The sequence below is a fragment of the Bacillus sp. FSL W8-0116 genome, assembly GCF_038003825.1.
Classification (GTDB): Bacteria; Bacillota; Bacilli; order Bacillales; family DSM-4216; genus Bacillus_O; species Bacillus_O smithii.
Genome location: NZ_JBBOPY010000001.1, coordinates 1,417,756 through 1,443,726, shown reverse-complemented (window position 1 = coordinate 1,443,726; position 25,971 = coordinate 1,417,756). Strand labels below are relative to the sequence as shown.

Here is a 25,971-nt window from a genome sequence, read left to right as displayed (position 1 = left end):
TATGACTGAACGATTCATGATTCCGCGTTCGGTTGAATGGAACGATACGCATATTACGATTTTAAATCAGCAAAAGCTGCCGGAGGAGACTGAATATTTAGAATTAAAGGAAATTGAAGATGTATGGGATGCCATTTCGACCTTGAAAGTTCGAGGAGCTCCTGCGATCGGCATGACGGCTGCCTACGGGCTTGCTCTTGCCGCTCAACGTTACGAGGCAAGTTCGATGGCTGAATTTAAACAACAGCTTCACAAAGACATCGACTATTTAGCCAGCTCGCGGCCTACGGCGGTTAACTTGTTTTGGGCGCTGAACCGTCTTGCATCAAGCATTGGAGACGCCATTTCTGTCAATGAAGCGAAAACGATGCTCGTTCATGAAGCGATTCGCATCCAAGTGGAGGATGAAGACGTATGCCGCCGCATCGGGGAGCATGCACTGTCGCTTTTTAAAGACGGCGACCGCATCTTAACGATTTGCAACGCCGGTTCCCTTGCAACGGCTCGCTACGGTACGGCGCTTGCTCCGTTTTATCTAGCCAAAGAAAAAGGAGTTCATCTTCAAGTATTTGCCTCAGAAACGCGCCCGGTTTTGCAAGGAGCAAGACTCACCACGTGGGAGCTCATGCAAGCCGGTGTGGATGTTACGCTTATCACGGATAATATGGCGGCGCAGACGATTTACGCCAAAAACATTTCGGCCGTCATCGTCGGTGCGGACCGAATTGCCGCTAACGGAGATACCGCTAATAAAATCGGAACATTTGGACTGGCTTTATTGGCACAATCGTTCGGCATTCCATTTTACGTCGCGGCGCCATTATCCACGATTGATTTAGAAACCAAAACGGGAAGAGATATTCCGATTGAAGAACGGAATCCGGAAGAAGTTACCCATATCGCAGGCAAACGCATTGCTCCTGAAGGGGTGGAAGTGTACAATCCGGCTTTTGACGTCACCCCCCACGAACTGATTACAGCGATTATTACCGAAAATGGAATCATTGGCGAAAACTATGAAGCAGAATTGCCGGCATTATTTGAGAAGAGCGAACAAGTGGGATGAGGAGATTAAAAGAAGAAATGAAGTTTTGTGAAAGAACTTAATCATCACATGATAGAGAGAGTCCCTTTCCATCTCTGAAAAACAGGAGGGAGAGGGACTCCTTGCCGGTTTTACAAAGATAGCAGGTTGCTGCCTCTCGAAACGGAATGATTCATGATGTATGTTGTTGTTCTGAACGTTAATGGATGATTTATGTTCATTCGTCATTTTGACTGTCAAATAAGTGGATCAAAATTATTTTTGTAAAATATATTTCGACCTGATTTTTGACGATGTTGATTCTATCAGCATATCCTTATTTTTCTTCTATTTAATAGCGATTGTAATGAGAAAGCCTCAAAAGGAACGTACCCCATATGATATAATGCCGATAGAATAGGATCGATCCACAAAAATAAAAGCGACTTTTTTGATGGAAATATAGTAGCTAAGAAAGTCTAACAATAACCCTTCTTTATTATAAGAAGGTTAGATCCTTTTAGAAGAAATGGCCTTCGTTCTTTTCAAAAAATGTTTGAAAAAAGAAGCAAGGCTGCAATGAACGAATCAAAACGCTGAAAGAGAGCTTTCAGCGTTTTGATTCGTTATCGTTTTCTTCGCTGTCATCATGATGATGTTTATGATGCCAGTGGCCTTTTTCCGAGTGATTCCAATGAGGGGAAAAGCCGTTTTGCTGCAAGTGTTTGTAATGTTCTTCCAAATGGGAAATGATGTCATCTCCTTTTTCTTTAGAAATGATTCCGTATGCTACATATTGGCGAATTAATTCTTTTCTTTTTTCCAATAGTTCTTTGTGAAGTTTGTTCAGTTTGGCTTTTTGCTGTTCGGTCAGCTGGACAGGTTTTTCGTTGCTCTTTCCTTGATTTGTCTCTGCATGCACGGTTGAGGCAGCAAACATCGCAACGGACACGAAGATGATGGCCATGATTTTTTTGGGAAATGTAAACATAGGTCTATTCTTCCTTTCCTTTTTATTTGTAAGGTTCTGTTTTGAGAATGAGAGAAACGGTCAACCCATTTTAGCTTTCATCCACTTCATCGTAGGAAAGATGCGTGACTTCGGTAAATTCTCCTCTTTCTATTTCTTCTTCTGTTGCCCGCTGATCCAATTCTTCTTCATCGTCTATTCCGGGAGCAAAGGTCGGCTGCTGTTCTTTTTTCTTATTCAACATCTTGCTTCTTTCCTCCTTATGGCTGTTTTTTTTCTCGTTTCTTCTTTATAATGATCCTAAAAATAGATATTATACAAATAAAGCCATTTTTGAACGCTCTGTGAACAAAATAGGTAAACTTGTCTTATATTTGGATTTTTGGCGCACTTGATAGACATTATGAAACTTTAACAATGCTGAATAAGGTGTCTTGGATATATAATGAGAATCAAGAGTTTTGCAGTTTGATCACGTATAAAGTTCTTTTCCGGCTTTCATGTTCAACATATCACAGAGCCTCTCGAAGCAAACAGAAGGAAAAAGGAGACTTCGGCAATGGGGAAAAAAGCGTTGATCAATATCGATTACACTGTCGATTTTGTGGCGGATCATGGTGCTCTCACGTGTGGAAAGCCCGCTCAAATGATTGAGAATTTCATTACTTCTTTGACGGACACGTTTATTCAAAACGGCGATTTTGTAGTATTTGCAGTGGATATCCATAAGGAACAGGATCCGTATCATCCCGAAAGCCAATTATACCCGCCGCACAACATTGCCGGTTCGGAGGGAAGGAGGCTGTACGGTCAATTAGGGGAACTGTATGAGCGGATGAAAAACAAGGAAAATGTATATTATATGGACAAAACACGGTACAGCGCGTTTGCAGGTACAGACTTAGAGATTCAGCTGCGAGCTCGAGGCATAGATGAACTTCATTTATGCGGAGTTTGTACCGATATTTGTGTGCTTCATACCGCTGTAGACGCTTATAATAAAGGGTTTAAACTGGCTGTATACGAAAAGGGAACGGCAAGTTTTAACGAAGCAGGACATGATTGGGCGTTGAAGCACTTTCAACATGCACTCGGAGCAAAGGTAATTTCATGACGGAAACGGGGTTTGGACGATGAGAAAATATCAAGATGACAGTCTTGCTTTGCATACAGATTTATATCAAATTAATATGGCTAAAACGTACTGGGAAGACGGTGTCCATGAGAGAAAGGCGGTGTTTGATCTTTATTTCCGGAAAATGCCGTTTGGAAGCGGATACGCAATCTTTGCGGGGTTAGAAAGAATTGTTGAATTTTTAAAGAATTTTCGGTTCAGCGATAGCGATATCGCTTATTTGCGCGAAGTAGAAGGCTATGATGAAGATTTTCTTCAATACTTGTCGAATTTAACTTTTACAGGAAATGTACGGTCGATGAGGGAAGGAGAAGTGGTTTTTGAAAATGAACCAATTGTTACAATAGAGGCGCCTTTGATTCAAGCGCAGCTGATTGAAACGCCTTTATTAAATATAGTCAACTATCAAACGTTGATAGCCACGAAAGCCGCCCGCATCAAGCATGCCGTTGGGGAAGACTTGGTCATGGAATTCGGGACAAGAAGGGCTCAAGAAATGGATGCGGCCATTTGGGGAACTAGAGCGGCCTTTATCGGTGGATGCGGGGCTACCAGCAATGTCAGAGCCGGAAAGCTGTTTGGCATTCCGACAGCCGGAACACACGCTCATGCCATGGTACAAGCTTATCAAGACGAATATACGGCATTTCGCAAATACGCTGAATCCCATAAGGATTGCGTCTTTTTAGTGGATACATATGACACGCTTCGTTCCGGTGTACCGGCAGCGATTCGAGTCGCTAAAGAAATGGGGGATTCGATCAACTTTATTGGTATTCGTTTAGATAGCGGCGATTTGACCTATTTATCGAAAAAAGCGAGAGAAATGCTGGATGAAGCCGGATTTCACGATGCGAAAATTTTTGCTTCGAATGATTTGGATGAATACACCATTACGCATTTGAAAGCTCAAGGAGCCAAAATCGACGCTTGGGGGGTCGGGACGAATTTGATTACGGCGTACGACCAACCGGCGCTTGGAGCAGTCTATAAGTTAGCTTCGATAGAGAATGAGGCAGGGGAAATGATCGATACGGTCAAAATTTCCAGCAATGCCGAGAAAGTAACCACTCCGGGAAAGAAAAAAGTATATCGAATCATCAATAAAAGCAACCAAAAATCGGAAGGCGACTATATCACCCTTTATGACGAGAATCCCGCCGCAGAAGAAAGAATTAAAATGTTTCACCCTGTTCATACCTATGTCAGCAAATTCGTGACAAACTTTGAAGCGGTGGAATTGCAAAAAGATATTTTCATCAATGGCGAGCTAGTATATGAATTGCCATCGCTGGCAGAAATCCAATCTTTTGTCCAAAAAAATTTAGGCTATTTATGGGATGAATATAAACGAATTTTAAATCCGGAAGAATATCCGGTGGACTTAAGCGAAAAATGCTGGAATAATAAAATGAAAAAGATTCAAGAAGTGCGGGACAAAATTGTATCTAGTTTGTCAACCAAAACGAAAGGAGAAGGAGAAGATGACCGATTTACAAAAACGGATTATTGAGGAATTAAAAGTAAAACCGGTGATTGATCCAAAAGAAGAAATTCGCAAAAGCGTAGACTTTTTAAAAGCTTATTTAAAGAAATATCCGTTTATAAAAGGCTTCGTTCTAGGCATTTCGGGTGGACAAGACTCCACATTAACCGGGAAGCTGGCTCAAATGGCGATTAACGAAATTCGGGAAGAAACAGGAAAACAAGATTATCAGTTTACGGCGGTCAGATTGCCATATGGTACACAATTCGATGAAGAAGATTGCCAAGTGGCTTTAAACTTTATCCAGCCGGATGATGTCGTTACAGTGAACATTAAAGAAGCGGTAGATGCCAGTGAAAAGGCATTAAAGGATGCCGGCGTGGAAATTTCCGATTTTGAAAAAGGAAATCAAAAAGCTCGGGAACGGATGAAAATTCAATACAGCATCGCAGCAATGAGAAATGCAGTCGTACTGGGAACCGATCATGCAGCAGAAGCAGTCACAGGATTTTTTACAAAATACGGCGACGGCGGTGCGGATCTCGTTCCGATTTATCGTTTAAATAAACGCCAAGGAAAGATGCTGTTAAAAGAACTTGGGTGTCCGGAACGTTTATATAAAAAAGTGCCGACAGCCGATTTGGAAGAAAACCGTCCGCAGCTTCCGGATGAAGTCGCACTTGGTGTTACCTATGAAGAAATTGACGACTACCTGGAAGGCAAAACCGTTTCTGAAGAAGCGAGAAAAACGATCGAAGGATGGTTTTTAAAGACAGAGCATAAACGGCATCTACCCATCACGATTTTTGATGACTTTTGGAAATAATGGGTGCATTCTTCCTTTATATAGAAAAGACGGACAGAGAGCCTCGGTGAAGCTCCCTGTCTTTTTTGGTTAATGATAGCAGGAGAAGAGTTTTCTTCTTTATAACTTATTATCTGAATAATAAATCAATTGCAAGGCGGGTTGACCGTGGTTACAGATAGATATAAAATGATGACAAATTTGTTGCGTCTATGGTCTATCAGTATTACATCTACAATTCTTCGAAAAAATTGGATTGCTGCCGGATGGCTGCAATGAGATGGCAATAGTGGCAGCAAGAGAGACCTCCGTTGGTCTTCTTGAAAAGGCGGGTTTATAAAAGTCTATTAAGGACTTAATAGAGGGGGAAGGAATTCCCCCTGAATACTTTTTTGTGATCTCTTGGCTCTGTTACATGATTATTGGCTGGAGAAACTGTGCTGCATGGGAAATGCTTGCGTCATAGGAACAGAGCTTATTTTTTCATACATAGAGAGGTGGATATTGTGGAAAGAAAGAAGGAATGGGAAAACCAAGAGATGGTTGTCGTACTTGATTTCGGCAGCCAGTACAACCAACTGATTACGAGAAGAATTCGGGAACTTGGCGTCTATAGCGAACTTCATCCCCATACTTTGACGGCGGAAGAAATAAAAGCTATGAATCCAAAAGGGATTATTTTATCTGGGGGACCTAACAGTGTATATGCCGAAGATGCTTTTCGCTGCGACGAAGACATTTTTAATCTAGGAATCCCGGTGCTAGGAATTTGCTATGGAATGCAGCTGATGACAAAGCATTTCGGTGGAAAAGTGGAACCTGCCAGCAAACGGGAGTACGGAAAAGCGACCATCCGGGTACAAAACCAAAATCCTCTTTGGGATGGACTACCGGAAGAACAAGTGGTATGGATGAGCCATAGCGATTTAGTGATGGAAACTCCTGAAGGATTTACTGTAGATGCGGTAAGTTCATCATGTCCAATCGCGGCAATGAGTCATCAAGAACAACAATTATATGGGGTTCAATTCCATCCGGAAGTTCGCCACTCTGTCTACGGAAACGAGCTGCTTCGCAATTTTGTGTTCAACATTTGCGGCTGCCGGGGCGATTGGTCCATGCAAAATTTTATTGAAATGGAAATAGAAAATATTCGAAAAACCGTTGGCGATAAAAAGGTTCTTTGTGCCTTGAGCGGCGGAGTCGATTCTTCTGTTGTGGCTGTTCTTATACATAAAGCCATCGGAGATCAATTGACATGTATTTTTGTCGATCACGGTCTTTTGCGCAAAGGGGAAGCCGAAAGTGTAATGAAAACGTTCGCGGAAGGTTTTCACATGAACGTGATCAAAGTGGATGCAAAAGATCGCTTTTTGAACAAACTGAAGGGAGTTTCCGACCCTGAGAAAAAACGGAAAATTATCGGCAATGAGTTTATATATGTGTTTGATGACGAGGCGGCCAAACTGGAAGGAATTGAATTTTTAGCGCAAGGTACTCTGTATACGGATATTATTGAAAGCGGAACGGCCACAGCCCAAACGATTAAATCCCATCACAATGTGGGCGGGCTGCCGGAAGATATGGAATTTAAGCTGATTGAGCCGCTGAACACGTTGTTTAAAGATGAAGTGCGAAAATTGGGCACCGAATTAGGAATTCCGGATGAAATTGTTTGGCGTCAGCCATTCCCGGGACCGGGACTTGCCATTCGGGTTTTAGGAGAAGTAACGGAAGAAAAATTGGAAATCGTTCGGGAATCGGATGCTATTTTAAGAGAAGAAATTAAAAAAGCTGGTTTGGATCGCGACATTTGGCAATATTTCACCGTTCTTCCTAATATTCGCAGCGTCGGCGTAATGGGAGACGCGAGAACATATGATTATACTATCGGGATTCGTGCGGTTACTTCCATCGATGGAATGACCTCCGATTGGGCAAGAATTCCGTGGGATGTGCTGGAGACGATCTCGACACGCATCGTCAACGAAGTCAGCCATGTGAACCGTGTCGTTTACGATATTACCAGCAAACCGCCGGCCACTATTGAGTGGGAATAAAGACCCGCTATTCATCCGTGAGATACGGATGATCAGCGGAACGAATCGGGCATTTAAGGGCAGTCGGCCTCCAAAGGAACTCTTCAGTTTGCTGCCCTTAAGGCCGGATAAAACAAACGCGAATGATAATAAATGATTTTGAAATAATGTTCGTATTTTTATTGACATCGTCGTCATTTAGCACTACAATGTAGTTGAATTAAATAATTTGTCGCATTACGTCGTATAATTACGGGGATATGGCCCGGAAGTCTCTACCAAGCTGCCGTAAATAGCTTGACTACGAGGTAATGGAATGTAAACAGGATTGGATTCCCATCCTTTTATCTTTCTATCCTCAAGCCATACTCCGAACAAACGTTTGGAGTATTTTTTATTTTGCTCGGCGAAAAGCTTTAACACCCGAACGAAAATTTCGCTCGGCGGGCATCCCGTTGGCCAGTGTGGTTGCCTCGTGACGTATTTGTGATAATGGCGGAGGGGAATTATGAAAAATTATTTTCATTTTGATGAATTGGGGACGAATTACCGCAGGGAAATTATCGGTGGTATTACGACCTTTCTTGCTATGGCCTATATTTTGGTCGTGAATCCGCTCACTCTTTCGCTTGCATCAGTGAAGAATCTTCCGGATTCCATGCGAATGGACCACGGAGCGGTGTTTGTTGCGACGGCTTTATCTGCTGCTTTCGGTTCCTTGTTGATGGGATTATGGGCGAAATATCCGGTGGCTCTGGCGCCGGGATTGGGTTTGAACGCCTTTTTTGCTTATACGGTTGTTTTGAATTACGGCATTTCTTGGCAAGTTGCGTTGACAGGAGTATTTTTGGCAAGCCTCATATTTATTTTGCTCACGCTTACCGGAATTCGGGAAAAAATTATTAATGCTATCCCGGCTCAATTAAAACACGCAGTAGGAGCAGGAATTGGACTTTTTATTACTTTTATTGGTTTTCAAAATGCTGGAATCATCGTGAATAATGATGCGGTTTTAGTTGGGCTTGGCGATTTGACAAACGGCAATACGCTTTTGGCCATTTTCGGCATCATCATTACGGTCATTCTCATGACGAGAGGCATTAACAGCGCTGTGTTTATCGGAATGGTCATTACGGCTATTGTCGGGATGTTGACCGGTTTAATCCCTCTTCCGAAACATGTGATCGGCAGCATTCCAAGCATTAAACCGGTGTTTGGCGTTGCGGTGACTTCGATTTTCCATATGCCGGATCAAATTTTTACGATGCAAATGTTGATGGTGGTTTTGACCTTTTTATTTGTAGCCTTTTTTGATACGGCAGGGACTCTTTTGGCGGTTGCTCATCAAGCCGGATTGATGAAAAACAATCAATTGCCTCGAGCCGGAAAAGCGCTGTTTTCAGATGCTATGGCAGGAGCGATTGGTGCGGTGCTCGGAACGTCCACGACGACTTCTTTTGTGGAATCAACAGCGGGGGTAGCTGCCGGGGCCAGAACCGGATTTGCTGCTGTTGTCACAGGTGTGTTGTTTTTGCTGTCGCTCTTTTTCTACCCGTTGCTTTCGGTTATTACCTCACACGTAACGGCGCCTGCTTTGATTATTGTCGGTGTGTTGATGGTATCGTCTCTGGGGGAAATTGACTGGAAGAAATTCGAAATTGCTGTTCCGGCTTTCTTGACCGTTATTTGTATGCCTTTGACATACAGTATCGCGACAGGAATCGCGATCGGATTTATTTTCTATCCTATTACGATGATTGTAAAAGGAAGAGCCAAAGAAATTCATCCGCTTATGTATTTCTTGTTTGTTGTTTTCTTATTATATTTTATTTTCTTGAAATAGTAGGAAGGACGTCCTCCAAATGGGGGACGTTTTTTTGTAAAAAGGTTTTCATTGTATAAAGGCAAATCCTTGATTACAATATGGGTAGACTAATATAAGGAGGACGAAGCTGTTGCTTATTGCAGCGGTGAATCACAAGAGGAGATTTCAAATGGCTAAATATGTAGTGAAAAAAGTCCTTAATAATAATGTTTTGATCGCTGCTGATGACAAGAACAACGAAGTCGTACTGATTGGGAAAGGAATCGGTTTTCAAAGGAAAAAAGGAGATGTGATCCATCAAGATATTATCGAAAAAATATTTGTCCTCAAAAATGAAAATGAACAAGAACACTACAAAAAATTATTGCCCTACCTCGATGAAAAAACGCTGAATGTAATTATTTCCTCTTTAGAAATCATAAAAAAACGAACACGCGGCACTTTAAATGAGCATATCCACGTTGCGCTCACGGATCACCTGCTTTTCGCGATGAACAGGCTTATGAAAGGAATGGTTATTAAAAATCCTTTTCTAAATGAAACAAAAGCCATGTATCCTTTTGAATATGAAATCGCTGAAGAAGTAGTGGATTATATTCATGAAGCGGCCAACATCAAGCTGCCGGAAGGGGAAGTAGGCTTTATTGCTTTGCATATTCACAGTGCCTTAACAGATAAACAACTTTCGGAGATTAATCAATATTCCCAGTTATTGTCTACTCTTGTCCGCACAATGGAAGAAAATCTTGGAATGGAAATCGATAGAAATAGTGTGGAATATATGCGGCTCATCCGCCATCTTCGCTATACCATTGACAGGGTGCAAAAAGGGGAAACATTGGAAGAATCAAAAAAAATAAAAGAACTATTGAAAAAAGAATACCCTCTATGCTACAATCTTTCATGGAAGCTAATCAAAATTATGCAGCAGACGCTGAAGAAACCGGTTTATGAAGCGGAAGCCACTTATTTAACGATGCATTTGCAGCGTTTACGTGCGAAACAAAAGAATAGCAATTCTTTACGTGTTACTGATTCGATCAGGCATGAGTAAAGAAGTTGATAGAAACAAGAACGCAAGGGAACACTACCCTTTGTACTGCTTGTTTTTATTGCTTCTTCACTCATGCTTTTTTGTTTATGCAATAACAGAATGGAGGTAACGTATATGTTTAAGAAATTCTTCGGCGTTCTCCAAAAAGTGGGTAAAGCTTTGATGCTTCCAGTCGCCATTTTACCGGCTGCCGGAATTTTGCTTGCTCTTGGAAACGCTTTACAAAACCCGACGCTAGTCGATATTGCTCCGTTTCTGCATACCGGTTGGGTGGAAATGGTAGCAAAAGTAATGGAAGAAGCCGGTGGAATTATCTTTTCGAATCTAGCCCTTCTATTTGCCGTCGGGGTTGCCATTGGTTTGGCCGGAGGAGAAGGGGTAGCTGGACTTGCTGCAATCGTCGGCTTCCTGATCATGAATGTTACGATGGGAGTTGTGCTTGGTGTCACTCCTAAAATGGCTGCTCATGATCCTTCCTATGCAACCGTTCTCGGCATTCCTACGCTGCAAACCGGTGTATTCGGCGGGATTATTGTTGGTATATTAGCTTCAATTCTCTACAATAAATACTTTAATATTGAGCTTCCATCTTATTTAGGATTTTTTGCGGGAAAACGTTTTGTTCCGATTGTGACGGCTGTATCTTCTTTAATTCTTGGATTGATCATGATTGTTATTTGGCCGCCTATCCAATCAGGTTTAAATGCTTTCTCCAATAACTTGTTGAATGCAAACTTGACGTTGTCTGCCTTTATTTTCGGTGTCATTGAACGTTCGCTGATTCCATTTGGATTGCATCATATCTTCTATGCTCCGTTCTGGTTTGAGTTTGGACAATATACGAACAAAGCAGGAGAAGTGGTTCACGGAGACCAAGCGATATTTATGGCTCAAATTAAAGATGGAGTCAAGAATTTGACGGCTGGTACATTTATGACGGGTAAATATCCGTTCATGATGTTTGGTCTTCCTGCTGCTGCGCTGGCTATTTACCACGAAGCTAAACCTGAAAAGAAAAAAGTGGTTGGAGGTTTAATGGCTTCAGCGGCTTTGACTTCTTTCTTGACAGGGATTACAGAGCCGATTGAATTCTCCTTCTTATTCGTAGCACCTGTGTTGTTTGCGATTCACGCTGTTTTTGCCGGACTGTCATTTATGATTATGCATATTTTAAATGTCAAAATCGGGATGACATTCTCAGGGGGATTAATTGACTTTATTCTCTTTGGTGTTTTGAATCCACAAACTCATTGGTGGCTCGTGATACCGGTCGGATTAGTCTTTTCCGTCATCTATTATTTCGGTTTCCGATTTGCCATCCGCAAGTTCAATTTAAAAACGCCTGGTCGCGAAGATGATGAAGAATCGAACGATGGAAAAGAAACAGCAGATAGCGGATCTGGAGACCTTGCCTACAATATTTTGGAAGCAATGGGTGGACAAAGCAATATTGCTTCGCTGGATGCTTGTATCACTCGTCTGCGCGTTCAAGTAAATGATCCTAAAGAAGTGGATAAGGAACGTTTGAAAAAACTGGGCGCTTCCGGAGTATTGGAAGTTGGAAACAATATTCAAGCTATTTTCGGACCACGTTCCGACACCATTAAAACGCAAATGCAAGATATTATGAAAGGCAAAGCGCCGCGCAAAGCAACAACTCCTGATATGAATCAGGAAGTTAAACAGCAAGTAGAAGAAGTGAATCCAACGCCTCTTCAAAATGAAATTGACCGAAATGAAGCGATTATTTCTCCGTTAAAAGGGGAAATTAAGCCGCTTGCAGAAGTTCCTGATCCAGTCTTTGCAGAAAAAATGATGGGAGACGGCTTTGCTATATTGCCGGAAGAAGGAACTGTTGTATCGCCGGTTAACGGAAAAATTGTGAACCTGTTCCCGACTAAGCACGCAATCGGTATTTTGTCCGACGGCGGAAGAGAAATTTTGATTCACGTGGGTATTGATACAGTGAAACTGAATGGCGAAGGTTTTGAGGCGCTTGTAAACCAAGACGACCATGTTGAAGCCGGACAGCCATTGTTGAAAGTGGATCTTGACTTAGTGAAAAGCAAGGCTCCTTCTGTGATTACTCCAATTATCTTTACAAACCTTCAAGAAGGGGAACAAGTTGTAATTGAAAAGCAAGGTAAAGTCGATTTGAAAGAAGAAAACATCATTTCGATTCAAAAATAGCCCATCAGGATAGAGAGCGATGATTTCATCGTTTAACGTCCGCTGCATCGAAAAGGATGAAATATCCGGGTAAAGAAAGCCGTTCATGCTTTTGGCGTGAACGGCTTTCTTGTGTGCGCCCGGCATGGGTGTAATCTATAGGGTGAAAGTCCCGAGCTGCGAAGGCAGAAGTAGCAGTTAGCTTAACGCAAGGGTGTCCGTGGTGACGCGGAATCTGAAGGAAGCGGGCGGCAAACTTCCGATCTGAGGAACACGAACTTCATAGGAGGCTAGGTATCACTGGGTGAGTTTGCACAACAAAACAAAGCCCTTTCTGCCGAAGGTGATACAGAGTAAATGAAGCAGATGGATGGAAGGAAAGATTACACTCTTACCCGGGGAGGTCTGATGGATACGTGAAGTAGCCTTCATAACCTACTTAGTGATAAGTAGCTGAGCCATCAGAAGTCAGCAGAGGTCATAGTACGAATTGGTCTAGAACAATTCGGAAGGACTGAACAATTAAGAGAGAATAGCCCTTTGCATTCAGTGTGTCATGTTGAACACAGAAAACGTAGTACCTCACTTGAGGAAGGAAACGGTGAATCCCGTGGGGGACCTCTTGGAGGGTGGAGTGACCACTGGCATAAGAAGATAAGCTATTCACGGAAGGAAGAATAACAATGCTTTTGAATCAAATCCTGTCACGGGAGAATATGCTTTTAGCTTTACAAAGAGTAGAAAAGAACAAAGGTAGCCATGGAGTAGATATGATGCCCGTACAAAACCTACGTCAGCACATAGTCGAAAACTGGATATCCATTAAAGAGGCAATTCTCAAGGGTACCTATGAACCAATGCCTGTTCGAAGAGTCGAAATCCCGAAACCTGATGGCGGTGTTCGGTTACTAGGTATTCCAACCGTAACAGACCGTTTGATTCAACAAGCAATTGCCCAAGTATTATCGAGGATATATGACCCTATGTTCTCCGAACATAGTTATGGGTTTCGTTCAAATCGAAGTGCTCATGACGCAGTTAGGAAAGCAAAAGGCTATATCAGAGATGGTTATAGATGGGTAGTAGACATGGATTTAGAAAAGTTCTTCGATCGAGTGAATCATGACAGGCTGATGAGTACATTAGCCAAGACTATTAAAGAAAAGCCACTATTGAAGCTAATCCGCAAATATCTACAAGCTGGTGTCATGATTAATGGTGTGGTATCTAGGACAGAAGAAGGGACGCCGCAAGGTGGCCCCCTAAGCCCTTTACTTTCGAATATTGTACTAGATGAACTAGACAAAGAATTAGAGAAAAGAGGGCATAAATTTGTTCGTTATGCCGATGACTGTAATATTTACGTGAAGTCAAAACGGGCTGGTGAAAGAACCATGGCTAGTGTCAAACGATTTATTGAGGGAAAACTTCGTCTAAAAGTCAACGAGAAGAAATCTGCGGTTGACCGACCATGGAAACGAAAGTTTCTAGGATTTAGTTTTACACCTTCAAAAGAGCCAAAAGTTCGGATTGCCAAGCAAAGTCTAAAACGAATGAAGAAAAAGGTGCGAGAAATCACGTCAAGAAAAATACCATACCCAATGGAATATCGGATTAAGAAACTTAACCAATATCTACTTGGATGGTGTGGATATTTTGCATTAGCAGACACAAAGAGTATCTTTGAAGATTTGGATGGCTGGATTCGACGAAGACTCCGGATGTGTTTATGGAAAAACTGGAAGACCTCAAAGACCAGGATACGCAACCTCATAAAACTAGGAGTTCCTGAATGGAAAGCTTATGAATGGGGGAACAGTCGCAAAGGTTATTGGCGAATCTCAAAAAGTCCCATATTACACAGAACCCTTGGAAACTCCTATTGGAGTAACCAAGGGCTTAAAAGTCTACAGAAACGTTATGAATTCTTGCGTCATTTATCTTGATTGAACCGCCGTATACGGAACCGTACGTACGGTGGTGTGAGAGGACGGGGGTTAATCACCCCTCCTACTCGATTTCAAATCGTCAGGATCAAAAGGAGCTCAAATATTCTATAAACACAAATTGCCATTCGGTAAGAATTTAGAATAAGTAAAGGGAGGAAAGAAATCACACTTTAAACTTTGTTCATGGCCAGACGACTTTGTCATTTGGCCTGAAGGTCCTCTTTTATTATGCGGTTTTGGGTTAGGTTTTTATATTCATCCTGATGATAGTAGACGAATGATCTCCTTCCTTTTGGCTGTACAGGAAAGCTTTTTTACATCATGATCCTTTTAAGGGGGTATGAAGATGAAACTATGGACTATCCATCCTGTTGAAGTGTGGGAATGGTTGCAGCAACAAGGTTTTTATCGTGGTGCGAAGGAGCTTGTTTATGAAGATTTCCTCGATTCGTACGACTGGCTTATCATTGAAATGGAGAAACGATTGGGGCCAAGACCGGAAAAAGAATCGCACCCTGTGTAGGCATGGAAACAATGGAATGGCGTGCATATTCGTCCGGACCTCCGTTTTTCGGGTTTTCTGGAGAAAGGAACGAGAGGTGTACGTCTCGAAATAGACATACCTGATGAACAGGTTGTTTTGAGCGATTTTGATAAATGGCATTACGTACTGAATTATTGGTACCTCGAAGAAAATGAAGAAGACGGGGAATTATTCGACAAAGAAATAAAGAAAAGAGGGCTGGATTATTATCAGCAAAAGCCGCTTCCGGACCCTTATTATCATCAGAAAATTGTGGATAGCTGGAAACGTATTTTTGATATTGAGCCAAGGAATGAAGAGGAGAAAAGGAGCTTATCGATTCAAGCTACTTTCTGGGAGTTGAAATTGGAGCAGGTAAGGAAGGTGGATTTTTTTGTTGCAAGGTAGTGATTTTGTAAGGAGAGAGAAATTTTTTGCTTGATGGATTTCGAGAATGATTTTGTTGATTATTGCATCATAAGATCCAAAAATACCTGAGTACGGGAACCTCCTCGAAAGATGAATGACGTTTTCACGGATTAATCTGGAATATGACGGGTATTCGGCTCGGCGCATGATTTCTCTGACTTTTCCCGGTCCTTCTAAAATAATTTGTTGTAAAAATGTACTGTACGTCTCTTCTGTATTCCAAAATCCTGTTGACAATAAAGTAAATAATTATTTATTATTAACACGAGTGATAGAAAAAACATTATCTATTTTCATCAATATTTTAGGATAAAAAGTAAATATATATTTATTTCTTCATATAAATAGTAAATATATATTTACTATTTGCTTTATTCAATACAAGAAAAAGGAGCGTTTTTTATGCTTTCATCCGGGTGCAGTTTGGAATCTATCCGCTTAGTGTAGCCAGTACGCCTGCCGGTTTAGCTGTAGGACCTCAAGACAACTATGAGCAAATTCAAATGGCCTTAAAACGTCTACGAGGAGGAGAATCTAAATCGCTGTTGCCAAGAATTTATCTCGTTTATACAGGACCTGCTGATTCGGAAGAGAAGCTTTTGTCGATCGTGGAGAAATATGTTCGTTTGGGATTAATGGGGGACTTGGTAGTAGGTTCTTTGGCTCCAAACATAGAAATGAATCACTGGCTCGCGCTTTTTAGGAAAATCATTAGAGAGTATGGTTCTTATATTGATTCGCTGCAAATAACGAATGAACCTAATTTGAGCTTTATGGACGGATCAAACCCTAACATCCTGCCATTGTTGGTGCAGGGGGTTTTTGCAGCAAAAGAAGAAGCAGAAGCAGCGAACGTTCGTGTGGATATCGGATTTGGATCTGTGCTGGATAACGGTCCAAAAGTGGTTCCGCATTTCTGGGAAAACCTTGCTGAAATTGGCGGAGAGGTTTTCATAGATTCTTTGGATTATGTCGCGCATAATTTTTATGTAGATGTATTTGAACAGCCGCTCTCATTGGAAAAAGTCCCAGCTTCCGTTGAGGACTTGCTGCGGCGTTTTCGTGAAGTGAATCTGAAGACAGCCGGTATACCTGATTGCATCCCTATTCGCATTACCGAAAACGGATGGCCTACGGGCAAAAACCCTTTTGTAGGCAAAGACAGATCTTACGAACATCAATCTGAAGTACTAGAGACGATCATACGGACCGTTTATAATCTGCATCTAGAACTCAATATCACACATTATGAGCTTTTTGGTCTCAGGGATGCAGACAGTTCCAAAGATGATCTCTTTCACCAATTTGGCATCATGCGGGATGATTATACTCCGAAACCGGCGTTTTATACATTTCAGCATTTGATACAGGAGTTGGGAATTTGAAATGGTTCACAAAGCCGAGAGGCAGGTGCGGCAGATGATTATAAAGTTTTTACAAATCTATGTGGATCGGCTGTTACTGCTATAGGACAGAGAAGAACAAATCGTTATAGCATCTTGACAGAGAGGCTGTATGATTTAAAATAAAACGCAACAGTAAAAATACTCTATCCATAAATTGTACAGGTATCAATCGATATGGTCGAATGATGGAAAAAGGAAGCTGCTCTGATGAGTAAAAAGAAGATATTTGAGATGAAAGAAAATGAAACCATTGATCAACTACTGGCACGAATGTCCGAAGAAGGATATAAACCCGTTAGAAGAACGGAAGAACCTATCTTTCAAGAAAAGAACATAAACGGAAAAATAGAATATGTTCCTGTTGGGCGAATCATAAAGTTTGAAGGGAAAAAAGAAGGTTAAACCCGAACGTTTTCTATTAAGATTGTTTTTATTGTTCGAAAAATTTTGTTGACAATGGCTTGTTTTCATTGTTAAGATGGAGTTGTCAACTCAATAGCCCTCATATAATCACGAGAATATGGCTCGTAAGTCTCTACCCGATTACCGTAAATAATCGGACTATGAGGGAAAGTAGCTATCTGGAAAACTGTGAATGAAAGAGGCATCTTCAGGATGGCGATTGCACTATGTTCTGAAAGCCGTTCATTCCATGTGCAGCGCCATTGGAAGAAGAAATCTTTCTTCGATGAGTCCTGCCATAAAAGGCTTTTAATTGGTCTTTTCTTACCCGGATTCACTGCTTTCTCTCAAAGAAAGTATGTGAAGCCGGGTTTTTTGTTATATAAGACTGCATCATGTGGAGGGATGGAAATGCCGGCGGAAGTAGGAGTGATTATGGGAAGCGCATCGGATTGGGAAACGATGAAAAACGCCTGTGAAGTATTGGATGAATTAGAAATTGAATATGAGAAAAAAGTCGTTTCGGCACATCGCACTCCTGATTTGATGTTTGATTATGCCGAAAGTGCCAGAGATCGAGGGATCAAAGTGATTATCGCAGGAGCGGGTGGAGCCGCGCATTTGCCGGGGATGGTAGCGGCTAAAACGACTCTTCCCGTGATCGGAGTTCCGGTTCAATCCAAAGCATTAAATGGTTTAGATTCCCTGTTATCGATCGTACAAATGCCCGGCGGCATCCCGGTGGCTACAGTAGCGATTGGGCGTGCCGGCGCCACGAACGCCGGTTTGCTGGCAGCGCAAATATTATCGATTGAGAATCCCGACATTGCCCGCAAATTGGAAAACCGACGAATTGAGCTGAAAGAAAAAGTACTAGAAAGCAGTGATCAACTTGACTAATCCAGTCATTATGCCAGGAAAAACGATTGGAATTATTGGCGGCGGCCAGCTAGGCAGAATGATGGCACTGGCAGCAAAAGAAAAAGGGTTTCGAATCGCTGTATTAGATCCTGCGGAAGATTCTCCGTGCGGTCAAGTGGCTGATGTGGAAATTACGGCGGCCTACGATGACCAAAACGCTTTGGCGCGGCTTGCTCAAATAAGCGATGTGATCACGTACGAATTTGAAAACATCGATTATGAGTCATTGCGGTGGCTCGAGCAAAGAGCCTATCTTCCGCAAGGAGCCGAATTGATTCGCATTACTCAGGATCGGATTTTAGAGAAAGATGCGATCACAAAAGCGGGTGTGCCGGTGGCCCCTTATGAAGTGATTTACGAAGAAAACGAACTATATGATAAGATAAAAAAGCTTGGTTATCCTGCTGTTTTAAAAACCTCAAGAGGCGGTTATGACGGAAAAGGCCAGTATGTGATTCGCCGCGAAAGCGAGATCGAAAAGGCAGCCGAATTGCTGCAATCAGGTCCGTGTGTATTGGAAAAATGGATTCCATTTACGACGGAAATTTCAGTGATTGTATTTCGCAATCCGGATCGCGAAGTCAGCTTTTTGCCCGTTGGCGAAAATATTCATGTCGAGAATATTTTGCATCAAACCATTGTTCCGGCAAGAGTGGACGGGGATGTCAAACAAAAAGCGGTGAAATTGGCGCTCAAGATCGCCGACTATTTGGAACTGATCGGAACGCTGGCGGTGGAGATGTTCGTGTGCTCAAACGGTGAGATTTATATAAATGAACTGGCCCCCAGACCGCACAATTCCGGCCATTATTCGATCGAAGCTTGCGAGGCGTCTCAATTTGAACAGCATATACGAGCGATTTGCAATTGGCCTTTCCAGAAAACGGAGTTGTTAAAACCGGCTGTTATGGTCAATGTTCTAGGCAAGCATTTAGAGGGGGCGTTAAACGAATTCCATCGCCACCCGGACTGGTCGTTTCATTTATACGGAAAAAAAGAAGCGAAAGAGAAAAGAAAAATGGGGCATATCACCGTCTTGACCGACGATCTTGTGAAAACATTGCAAGAAATAGACGATAGCAGGATTTGGAGCGCAAAAGAAGAAAAGATCGGAGGCAGTATAAGATGATCGATCGTTACACCCGCCCGGAGATGGGGGCGATTTGGACGGAGGAAAACCGCTTCAACGCTTGGCTGGAAGTGGAAATTCTTGCTTGCGAGGCGTGGGCGGAACTGGGAGTCATCCCGAAAGAAGATGTGAAAAAAATCCGGGAGAATGCAGGCTTTGATATTCGCCGCATTAAAGAAATTGAAGAAGAAACTCGCCATGATGTAGTGGCCTTTACAAGAGCCGTATCGGAGACGCTTGGCGAAGAGCGAAAATGGGTTCATTATGGATTGACGTCTACTGACGTTGTCGATACAGCCCTATCGTACTTGCTTAAGCAGGCAAATGAGATTTTGCTAAAAGATTTGGAAAACTTTATTGAAATTCTTCGCCAAAAAGCGAAAGAACATAAATATACCGTGATGATGGGAAGAACTCATGGAGTCCATGCGGAACCAACTACTTTTGGGTTAAAGATGGCGCTTTGGCACGAAGAAATGAAGCGGAATTTGGAACGGTTCAAACGAGCGGCTGAAGGAGTGCAGTACGGAAAAATCTCCGGAGCCGTTGGCACTTATGCGAATATCGATCCATTTGTTGAACAATATGTATGCCAAAAATTAGGCCTCAAACCGGCGCCTATTTCCACTCAAACGCTTCAGCGCGACCGTCACGCATACTACATGAGCACGCTCGCTTTAATCGCGACGTCGATCGAAAAATTTGCCGTGGAAATTCGCGGACTTCAAAAGAGCGAAACGAGAGAAGTGGAGGAGTTTTTCGCGAAAGGCCAAAAAGGATCATCGGCCATGCCTCATAAACGGAATCCGATCGGATCGGAAAACATGACAGGAATGGCCCGTGTGGTAAGAGGGTATATGCAAACTGCATATGAAAACGTACCGCTATGGCACGAACGGGATATTTCCCATTCTTCTGCGGAACGCATTATTTTGCCTGATGCGACGATTGCCCTTAATTACATGCTCAATCGCTTCGGCAATATCGTGAAAAATTTGACCGTCTATCCGGAAAATATGAAACGAAATATGGAAAAGACGCTTGGTCTTATTTATTCACAACGCGTTTTGCTCGCCCTGATTGAAAAAGGCCTTACACGTGAAGAGGCATATGACACCGTTCAGCCGCGGGCCATGGAGGCTTGGGAAAAACAAGTGCCGTTCCGTCAACTAGTAGAAAGCGATGAAAAAATTACCTCGAAGTTGACAAAAGAAGAAATCGATGATTGCTTCGATTACCACTATCATTTAAAACATGTCGATACGATTTTTGATCGTCTCGGTTTGAACGACTAAGCAAAAGAGGCTGACTTTTAGGCTGTTTCTTGCGTTTGCAAAAAAGGCAAGAGGGCTTAAAGCGGTCGGCCTCTCTTAAAACCGCTGTATTCGGAAGATTATCAATATTCCAAAATGAGGTGGACAACTTGAAAAAAGGCGAGCTTTTGTATGAAGGAAAAGCGAAAAAGATTTATGCAACCGACCAAGAAGATATTCTATTCGTGGAATATAAAGATTCCGCGACCGCTTTTAACGGAGAGAAAAAAGCGGAAATTGCCGGAAAAGGAAGCCTCAACAACCAAATTAGCAGTTTTATTTTTACGAAAATGAAAGAAGAGTTGGATCTGCCGACTCATTTTATCCAACAAGTTTCAGATCATGAGCAGCTGATCAAACGAGTGAAGATTATCCCGCTTGAAGTCGTGGTTCGAAACGTTTCTGCAGGAAGCATGGCGAAAAGGCTGGGGATAGAAGAAGGGATCCCGTTAGAAGAGCCTATCATAGAATTCTACTTAAAGGACGACGAACTTGGGGATCCTTTGATCATAGAAGACCATATTCGCTTCTTAAAAATCGCTTCTTCTGAAGAAATGGAACAAATCAAAAAGATGGCGTTGAAAGTCAACCAGTTTTTAATTTCCTTATTTGATTCCTTAAATATTCGTTTGATCGATTTCAAATTGGAATTTGGCAAAGAGCCTCAAGGACAAATTTTGCTTGCGGATGAAATTTCGCCTGATACATGCAGGCTTTGGGAAAAAGAAACGAATCGGAAGCTGGATAAAGACGTGTTTCGCCGCAATCTTGGCAATTTAATCGATGCCTATACCGAAGTGCTTACGAGATTAGGAGGGAAAACACATGTATAAAGTGAAAGTTTTTGTGACACTCCGTGAAAGCGTATTGGATCCTCAAGGGGGTGCTGTCCAGCGTTCCCTTCACAGCCTTGGATTCGGACAGGTGGAGGATGTCCGTATAGGAAAATATATGGAGCTGACTGTGAAGGAGAGCGATCAAGACATCGATGTCGTGGTCAGAGAAATGTGTGAGAAATTATTGGCCAACCCGGTGATAGAGGAATTTCGTTATGAGATAGAGGAGGGTGTCATCCAGTGAAATTTGCGGTGATTGTCTTTCCCGGTTCCAATTGCGATGCCGATATGTACCACGCCGTCAAAGATGAATTGGGGGAAGAAGCGGAATTCGTTTGGCACGATGCTGATGATCTGAGCGGATATGACGGTATTTTGCTCCCGGGGGGCTTTTCATACGGCGATTATTTGCGGTCAGGCGCCATTGCCCGCTTTTCTAAAGTGATGGAAAAAGTGGTCGAAGCGGCAGAAGAAGGGAAACCGATTCTTGGCGTTTGCAATGGATTTCAGATTTTGCTGGAATCAGGGCTTTTACCTGGCGCCATGAGAAAAAACGATCAATTAAAGTTTATTTGCAAAACGGTAGAACTGACTGTAGAAAATAATGAAACGATGTTTACAAACGGTTATGAATTAGGGGAGACGATCCGAATCCCTATCGCTCATGGCGAAGGCAACTACTATTGCGATGACAAGACGATTGAAACGTTAAAGCTTAACAAGCGAATTGTCTTTACGTATCAGAACAATCCGAACGGTTCTGTTGCCGACATTGCCGGGATTATCAATGAAAAAGGGAATGTACTTGGGATGATGCCGCATCCTGAAAGAGCGGTGAACGAACTGCTGGGCAGCAGTGATGGCCTTAAGCTTTTCCAATCGATTGTCAAACAGTGGAGGGAATCGTATGCTACTACGCACTGAACCAAAACCGGATGAGATAAAAGAAAATAAATTGTATCGGCAAATGGGTCTTAGTGACCAAGAATTTGCGCAAATTGAATCGATTTTGGGAAGGCTTCCCAACTACACGGAAACCGGTCTTTTTTCTGTCATGTGGTCGGAACACTGCAGCTATAAAAATTCAAAAGTAGTGCTAAAAAAATTCCCCACAGAGGGAGAAGGAGTTTTGCAAGGACCGGGGGAAGGAGCCGGCATTGTCGATATCGGTGATGGCCAGGCAGTCGTTTTTAAAATCGAAAGCCATAACCACCCTTCTGCCATTGAACCGTATCAAGGTGCGGCAACCGGTGTGGGGGGAATTATCCGCGATGTGTTTTCCATGGGGGCAAGGCCGGTAGCTTTGTTGAATTCTTTAAGATTTGGAGAATTGGAGTCTTCCAGAGTCCGATATTTATTTCAAGAAGTAGTGGCAGGCATCGCCGGCTATGGAAATTGCATCGGCATTCCAACGGTTGGGGGCGAGGTGCAATTTGATCCTTCTTATGAAGGGAATCCGCTGGTGAACGCAATGTGTGTCGGCTTGATCGATCATCAAGATATTCAGAAAGGCCAAGCGGTAGGGGTAGGCAATTCCGTCATGTATGTCGGTGCGAAAACAGGACGCGACGGAATTCACGGGGCCACTTTTGCTTCGGAGGAATTAAGTGAGCAATCTGAAGAAAAGCGCCCGGCTGTTCAAGTGGGGGATCCCTTTATGGAAAAGCTGCTGCTAGAAGCCTGTCTTGAATTGGTGAAATCAGATGCACTTGTCGGAATTCAAGATATGGGAGCAGCCGGATTGACCAGTTCAGCGGCCGAAATGGCAAGCAAAGCCGGATCGGGAATCGAAATGAACCTCGATCTTGTGCCTCAACGGGAAACGGGCATGACTCCTTATGAAATGATGCTGTCCGAATCGCAGGAGAGAATGCTGATCGTTGTCAAAAAAGGAAGAGAGGAAGAAGTCGTTTCTCTTTTTCAAAAGTATGGATTGGAAGCAGTCGTCGTCGGAAAAGTAACGGATGATTCCATGTTGAGACTGACTCATCGCGGCGAAGTCGTAGCGGAAGTTCCGGTCGATGCATTGGCGGAAAATGCTCCGGTTTACCATAAACCTTCTAAAGAACCGGACTATTTCCGTGAATTTCAGCAAATCGATGCACCGGCACCTGAAGTGAAAGATTTTAAAGAAACGCTGATCAAACTGCTTTCGCAGCCGACCATTGCGAGCAAAGAATGGGTGTACCAGCAGTATGACTATCAAGTTCAAACGAATACAGTCGTAGCGCCTGGCTCAGATGCGGCGGTCATTCGAATCCGCGGGACGAAAAAAGCGCTGGCGATGACAACAGACTGCAATTCCCGCTATCTCTATCTTGACCCGGAAACAGGAGGAAAAATCGCAGTCGCTGAAGCCGCTCGCAATATTGTTTGCGCAGGCGGTAAACCTCTCGCTATTACGGACTGCTTGAATTTTGGCAGCCCGGAAAAGCCGGAAATCTTTTGGCAGCTGGAAAAAGCGGTGGATGGAATGAGCGAAGCCTGTAAGACGCTTCAAACTCCGGTCATCGGCGGGAACGTATCGCTTTACAATGAAACAAACGGTGCGGCAATATATCCGACTCCTGTCGTTGGCATGGTTGGACTGATTGAAGACGTGGCTCACATTACTAAACAAACGTTTGAACAAGCGGGCGATTATATTTACGTCGTGGGGAAAGCGAACAACGATTTCGGCGGCAGCGAACTTCAAAAAATGCTGGAAGGTCGTATTTTCGGTAAAGCGCCGGAAATCGATTTAGCGGTAGAACAAAAAAGGCAGCAAGCTATTCTGCAAGCTATTAAAAGGAAAACCGTACAATCTGCTCATGATATTTCCGAAGGGGGATTGGCTGTCGCGTTGTCAGAGTGTTTGTTTGGCACTGGCTTAGGAGCGGATATAAAAATTGAAGGCGAGGCCGTTTGCGAACTGTTTAGCGAAACGCAATCACGTTATGTGTTATCGGTGAAACCGGAACATCGCAGCCTTTTTGAAACGATTGTGACGGACGCGGTGTGCGTAGGCCGCGTTGTCGACGAACCGCTTTTAACGATTCGATCTGCTGAAAATGAATCGATTTTGCAGGCGCAAGTGAGTGAGCTTGAACAAGCCTGGAAAGGAGCTATCCCATGCTTGCTGAAATAAAAGGATTAAACGAAGAATGCGGAGTGTTTGGCGTTTGGGGACATGAAAATGCTGCTCAGATCACGTATTACGGCCTTCATAGTTTACAGCACCGCGGTCAAGAAGGAGCCGGAATTGTCGTAACGGACGGCTGCGAATTAAAGGGGTTAAAAGGGGAAGGGTTAGTGACAGAGATTTTCAGCCGTGAAGCCATCCACAATTTGCATGGATACGGTGCAATCGGCCATGTCCGTTACGCGACAGCAGGCGGAGGAGGGTACGAAAACGTTCAGCCCCTTCTCTTCCATTCCCAGACCGGGAGCTTGGCCCTCGCTCACAATGGCAATTTGGTCAATGCCACCATGCTCAAATATCAGCTGGAAGCTCAAGGAAGCATTTTTCAAACCAGTTCGGATACAGAAGTACTTGCTCATTTAATTAAAAGAAGTGGTTTTGTCCATTTGAAAGATCAGGTCAAAAACGCGTTAACCATGCTAAAAGGCGCATACGCATTTCTGATCATGACGGAAACGGAGTTGATGGTTGCCCTCGATCCGAACGGATTAAGACCGCTTTCCGTTGGACGGCTCGGGGATGCGGTGTGCATCGCTTCGGAAACATGTGCATTTGATGTTGTCGGTGCTCAATTCGTCCGGGAGGTGGAGCCGGGGGAATTGATCATCATCAACAATGAAGGAATGTATTCGGAGCCGTTTGCGTTAAAAAGCAATCAAGCCATTTGTACAATGGAATACGTTTATTTTTCCCGCCCTGACAGCAACCTTCACGGGATTAATGTGCATAGCGCCAGAAAGAGCATGGGGAAAAAATTAGCCGAAGAAGCGGGCATCGAAGCGGATGTCGTCACGGGAGTTCCGGATTCCAGCATTTCCGCTGCCATCGGCTATGCAGAAGCTTCCGGTATTCCATATGAACTGGGCCTCATCAAAAACCGCTACGTCGGACGCACGTTTATCCAGCCATCCCAGTCGCTGCGCGAACAAGGAGTGAAAATGAAGCTTTCTGCCGTTCGCGGTGTCGTCAATGGGAAAAGAGTGATTATGGTGGATGATTCGATTGTCCGTGGTACGACCAGCAAACGAATTGTTCAGCTTTTGAGAGAAGCAGGTGCCAAAGAAGTTCATGTTGCCATCAGTTCGCCCCCCATTACCCATCCGTGTTTCTATGGGATTGACACATCAACGAAAGAAGAATTAATTGCTTCTTCTCATTCTGTAGAAGAAATCAAACAATTGATTGGCGCGGATTCTTTAACTTTTTTAAGCCTTGAAGGAATGATCGAGGCCATTGGCCATGCAAAAGACGGAAATCATTGCGGGCAATGCTTAGCCTGTTTTACCGGAAAATATCCGACGGAGATATATCCCGCAGGAAAAGAACAGATGGTGACTTTATCTTAGTCGAAATGGTTTCCCAATACATTGTTAGA

The 25,971-nt window shown here is 43.2% G+C and carries 23 protein-coding genes and 2 riboswitches; of the genes, 21 read left to right on the top strand and 2 right to left on the bottom strand.

Annotation, left to right across the window (positions count from 1 at the left end):
• Position 1: 1 nt before the first annotated feature.
• Positions 2 to 1,066, top strand: coding sequence for an S-methyl-5-thioribose-1-phosphate isomerase (gene mtnA / locus N1I86_RS06775; protein WP_327797178.1), 1,065 nt, complete (start codon positions 2 to 4; stop codon positions 1,064 to 1,066).
• Between the two features lie 568 nt (positions 1,067 to 1,634).
• Here the strand turns inward: mtnA and N1I86_RS06770 are convergent.
• Both N1I86_RS06770 and N1I86_RS06765 read right to left on the bottom strand, forming a co-directional pair.
• Positions 1,635 to 2,015 carry a YckD family protein gene (locus N1I86_RS06770; RefSeq protein ID WP_341095609.1) on the bottom strand — a complete coding sequence of 127 codons (381 nt, stop codon included), beginning with the start codon at positions 2,013 to 2,015 and terminating at the stop codon, positions 1,635 to 1,637.
• Between the two features lie 70 nt (positions 2,016 to 2,085).
• Positions 2,086 to 2,238, bottom strand: coding sequence for a hypothetical protein (locus N1I86_RS06765; RefSeq protein ID WP_270584149.1), 153 nt, complete (start codon positions 2,236 to 2,238; stop codon positions 2,086 to 2,088).
• A gap of 315 nt (positions 2,239 to 2,553) precedes the next feature.
• Here N1I86_RS06765 and N1I86_RS06760 point away from each other — a divergent pair, with 315 nt between their 5' ends.
• The 20 genes from N1I86_RS06760 to purF all read left to right on the top strand — a co-directional run bounded on the left by N1I86_RS06760 (position 2,554) and on the right by purF (position 25,942).
• On the top strand, positions 2,554 to 3,108 hold the full coding sequence (locus tag N1I86_RS06760) for a cysteine hydrolase family protein (protein ID WP_003354063.1): 555 nt from the start codon (positions 2,554 to 2,556) through the stop codon (positions 3,106 to 3,108).
• Between the two features lie 19 nt (positions 3,109 to 3,127).
• Positions 3,128 to 4,642 carry a nicotinate phosphoribosyltransferase gene (locus N1I86_RS06755; protein WP_003354064.1) on the top strand — a complete coding sequence of 505 codons (1,515 nt, stop codon included), beginning with the start codon at positions 3,128 to 3,130 and terminating at the stop codon, positions 4,640 to 4,642.
• A complete protein-coding gene (nadE, locus tag N1I86_RS06750; protein ID WP_003354065.1) occupies positions 4,614 to 5,441 on the top strand; it encodes an ammonia-dependent NAD(+) synthetase in 828 nt (275 codons plus the stop codon). Before N1I86_RS06755 ends, nadE begins: the two co-directional genes overlap by 29 nt.
• A 518-nt stretch (positions 5,442 to 5,959) precedes the next feature.
• Positions 5,960 to 7,480, top strand: a complete 1,521-nt coding sequence (gene guaA, locus N1I86_RS06745; protein ID WP_340397571.1) for a glutamine-hydrolyzing GMP synthase — start codon at positions 5,960 to 5,962, stop codon at positions 7,478 to 7,480.
• Positions 7,481 to 7,681: 201 nt separating this feature from the next.
• Positions 7,682 to 7,783: riboswitch (purine riboswitch) on the top strand.
• 184 nt (positions 7,784 to 7,967) lie between these two features.
• Positions 7,968 to 9,302: an NCS2 family permease gene (locus tag N1I86_RS06740; RefSeq protein ID WP_048624120.1), complete on the top strand. Its 1,335-nt coding sequence runs from the start codon at positions 7,968 to 7,970 to the stop codon at positions 9,300 to 9,302.
• 151 nt (positions 9,303 to 9,453) lie between these two features.
• Positions 9,454 to 10,338: a glucose PTS transporter transcription antiterminator GlcT gene (gene glcT / locus N1I86_RS06735; protein ID WP_341095606.1), complete on the top strand. Its 885-nt coding sequence runs from the start codon at positions 9,454 to 9,456 to the stop codon at positions 10,336 to 10,338.
• 114 nt (positions 10,339 to 10,452) lie between these two features.
• A complete protein-coding gene (gene ptsG / locus N1I86_RS06730; protein WP_003354069.1) occupies positions 10,453 to 12,528 on the top strand; it encodes a glucose-specific PTS transporter subunit IIBC in 2,076 nt (691 codons plus the stop codon).
• A 662-nt stretch (positions 12,529 to 13,190) separates the two neighbouring features.
• Positions 13,191 to 14,453, top strand: coding sequence for a group II intron reverse transcriptase/maturase (ltrA, locus tag N1I86_RS06725; protein ID WP_003354109.1), 1,263 nt, complete (start codon positions 13,191 to 13,193; stop codon positions 14,451 to 14,453).
• Positions 14,454 to 14,802: 349 nt separating this feature from the next.
• Positions 14,803 to 14,979, top strand: coding sequence for a hypothetical protein (locus tag N1I86_RS06720; protein WP_341095603.1), 177 nt, complete (start codon positions 14,803 to 14,805; stop codon positions 14,977 to 14,979).
• 21 nt (positions 14,980 to 15,000) lie between these two features.
• Positions 15,001 to 15,387, top strand: a complete 387-nt coding sequence (locus tag N1I86_RS06715; protein WP_341095601.1) for a DUF3841 domain-containing protein — start codon at positions 15,001 to 15,003, stop codon at positions 15,385 to 15,387.
• Between the two features lie 437 nt (positions 15,388 to 15,824).
• Positions 15,825 to 16,793: a hypothetical protein gene (locus N1I86_RS06710; RefSeq protein ID WP_341095599.1), complete on the top strand. Its 969-nt coding sequence runs from the start codon at positions 15,825 to 15,827 to the stop codon at positions 16,791 to 16,793.
• A 228-nt stretch (positions 16,794 to 17,021) separates the two neighbouring features.
• Entirely contained in the window at positions 17,022 to 17,216 is a 195-nt protein-coding gene (locus N1I86_RS06705) for an NETI motif-containing protein (protein ID WP_048624115.1), read from the top strand.
• Positions 17,217 to 17,296: 80 nt separating this feature from the next.
• Positions 17,297 to 17,398, top strand: a riboswitch (purine riboswitch).
• 229 nt (positions 17,399 to 17,627) lie between these two features.
• Positions 17,628 to 18,116: a 5-(carboxyamino)imidazole ribonucleotide mutase gene (gene purE, locus N1I86_RS06700; protein WP_040341288.1), complete on the top strand. Its 489-nt coding sequence runs from the start codon at positions 17,628 to 17,630 to the stop codon at positions 18,114 to 18,116.
• On the top strand, positions 18,109 to 19,266 hold the full coding sequence (gene purK, locus N1I86_RS06695; protein WP_341095596.1) for a 5-(carboxyamino)imidazole ribonucleotide synthase: 1,158 nt from the start codon (positions 18,109 to 18,111) through the stop codon (positions 19,264 to 19,266). The genes purE and purK overlap by 8 nt, the downstream gene beginning before the upstream one ends.
• Positions 19,263 to 20,561: an adenylosuccinate lyase gene (purB, locus tag N1I86_RS06690; RefSeq protein WP_003354077.1), complete on the top strand. Its 1,299-nt coding sequence runs from the start codon at positions 19,263 to 19,265 to the stop codon at positions 20,559 to 20,561. The genes purK and purB overlap by 4 nt, the downstream gene beginning before the upstream one ends.
• A 128-nt stretch (positions 20,562 to 20,689) precedes the next feature.
• Positions 20,690 to 21,412, top strand: a complete 723-nt coding sequence (gene purC, locus N1I86_RS06685) for a phosphoribosylaminoimidazolesuccinocarboxamide synthase (protein WP_341095592.1) — start codon at positions 20,690 to 20,692, stop codon at positions 21,410 to 21,412.
• A complete protein-coding gene (gene purS, locus N1I86_RS06680; protein WP_003354079.1) occupies positions 21,405 to 21,659 on the top strand; it encodes a phosphoribosylformylglycinamidine synthase subunit PurS in 255 nt (84 codons plus the stop codon). The genes purC and purS overlap by 8 nt, the downstream gene beginning before the upstream one ends.
• A complete protein-coding gene (purQ, locus tag N1I86_RS06675) occupies positions 21,656 to 22,339 on the top strand; it encodes a phosphoribosylformylglycinamidine synthase subunit PurQ (RefSeq protein ID WP_341095590.1) in 684 nt (227 codons plus the stop codon). The genes purS and purQ overlap by 4 nt, the downstream gene beginning before the upstream one ends.
• Positions 22,323 to 24,542, top strand: a complete 2,220-nt coding sequence (purL, locus tag N1I86_RS06670; protein ID WP_341095588.1) for a phosphoribosylformylglycinamidine synthase subunit PurL — start codon at positions 22,323 to 22,325, stop codon at positions 24,540 to 24,542. Before purQ ends, purL begins: the two co-directional genes overlap by 17 nt.
• Positions 24,527 to 25,942, top strand: coding sequence for an amidophosphoribosyltransferase (purF, locus tag N1I86_RS06665; RefSeq protein ID WP_341095586.1), 1,416 nt, complete (start codon positions 24,527 to 24,529; stop codon positions 25,940 to 25,942). Before purL ends, purF begins: the two co-directional genes overlap by 16 nt.
• The last annotated feature ends 29 nt before the right edge of the window (positions 25,943 to 25,971 follow it).

Bases quoted from the DNA above. Each gene is read 5' to 3' on its own strand.
- N1I86_RS06720 (WP_341095603.1), top strand. From the start codon at position 14,803: ATGAAACTATGGACTATCCATCCTGTTGAAGTGTGGGAATGGTTGCAG.
- N1I86_RS06755 (WP_003354064.1), top strand. From the start codon at position 3,128: ATGAGAAAATATCAAGATGACAGTCTTGCTTTGCATACAGATTTATAT.
- ltrA (WP_003354109.1), top strand. From the start codon at position 13,191: ATGCTTTTGAATCAAATCCTGTCACGGGAGAATATGCTTTTAGCTTTA.
- N1I86_RS06760 (WP_003354063.1), top strand. From the start codon at position 2,554: ATGGGGAAAAAAGCGTTGATCAATATCGATTACACTGTCGATTTTGTG.
- purS (WP_003354079.1), top strand. From the start codon at position 21,405: ATGTATAAAGTGAAAGTTTTTGTGACACTCCGTGAAAGCGTATTGGAT.
- purB (WP_003354077.1), top strand. From the start codon at position 19,263: ATGATCGATCGTTACACCCGCCCGGAGATGGGGGCGATTTGGACGGAG.
- N1I86_RS06765 (WP_270584149.1), bottom strand. From the start codon at position 2,238: ATGTTGAATAAGAAAAAAGAACAGCAGCCGACCTTTGCTCCCGGAATA.
- purL (WP_341095588.1), top strand. From the start codon at position 22,323: ATGCTACTACGCACTGAACCAAAACCGGATGAGATAAAAGAAAATAAA.
- N1I86_RS06740 (WP_048624120.1), top strand. From the start codon at position 7,968: ATGAAAAATTATTTTCATTTTGATGAATTGGGGACGAATTACCGCAGG.
- purF (WP_341095586.1), top strand. From the start codon at position 24,527: ATGCTTGCTGAAATAAAAGGATTAAACGAAGAATGCGGAGTGTTTGGC.
- nadE (WP_003354065.1), top strand. From the start codon at position 4,614: ATGACCGATTTACAAAAACGGATTATTGAGGAATTAAAAGTAAAACCG.
- mtnA (WP_327797178.1), top strand. From the start codon at position 2: ATGACTGAACGATTCATGATTCCGCGTTCGGTTGAATGGAACGATACG.
- N1I86_RS06705 (WP_048624115.1), top strand. From the start codon at position 17,022: ATGAGTAAAAAGAAGATATTTGAGATGAAAGAAAATGAAACCATTGAT.
- purE (WP_040341288.1), top strand. From the start codon at position 17,628: ATGCCGGCGGAAGTAGGAGTGATTATGGGAAGCGCATCGGATTGGGAA.
- guaA (WP_340397571.1), top strand. From the start codon at position 5,960: ATGGTTGTCGTACTTGATTTCGGCAGCCAGTACAACCAACTGATTACG.
- glcT (WP_341095606.1), top strand. From the start codon at position 9,454: ATGGCTAAATATGTAGTGAAAAAAGTCCTTAATAATAATGTTTTGATC.
- ptsG (WP_003354069.1), top strand. From the start codon at position 10,453: ATGTTTAAGAAATTCTTCGGCGTTCTCCAAAAAGTGGGTAAAGCTTTG.
- N1I86_RS06770 (WP_341095609.1), bottom strand. From the start codon at position 2,015: ATGTTTACATTTCCCAAAAAAATCATGGCCATCATCTTCGTGTCCGTT.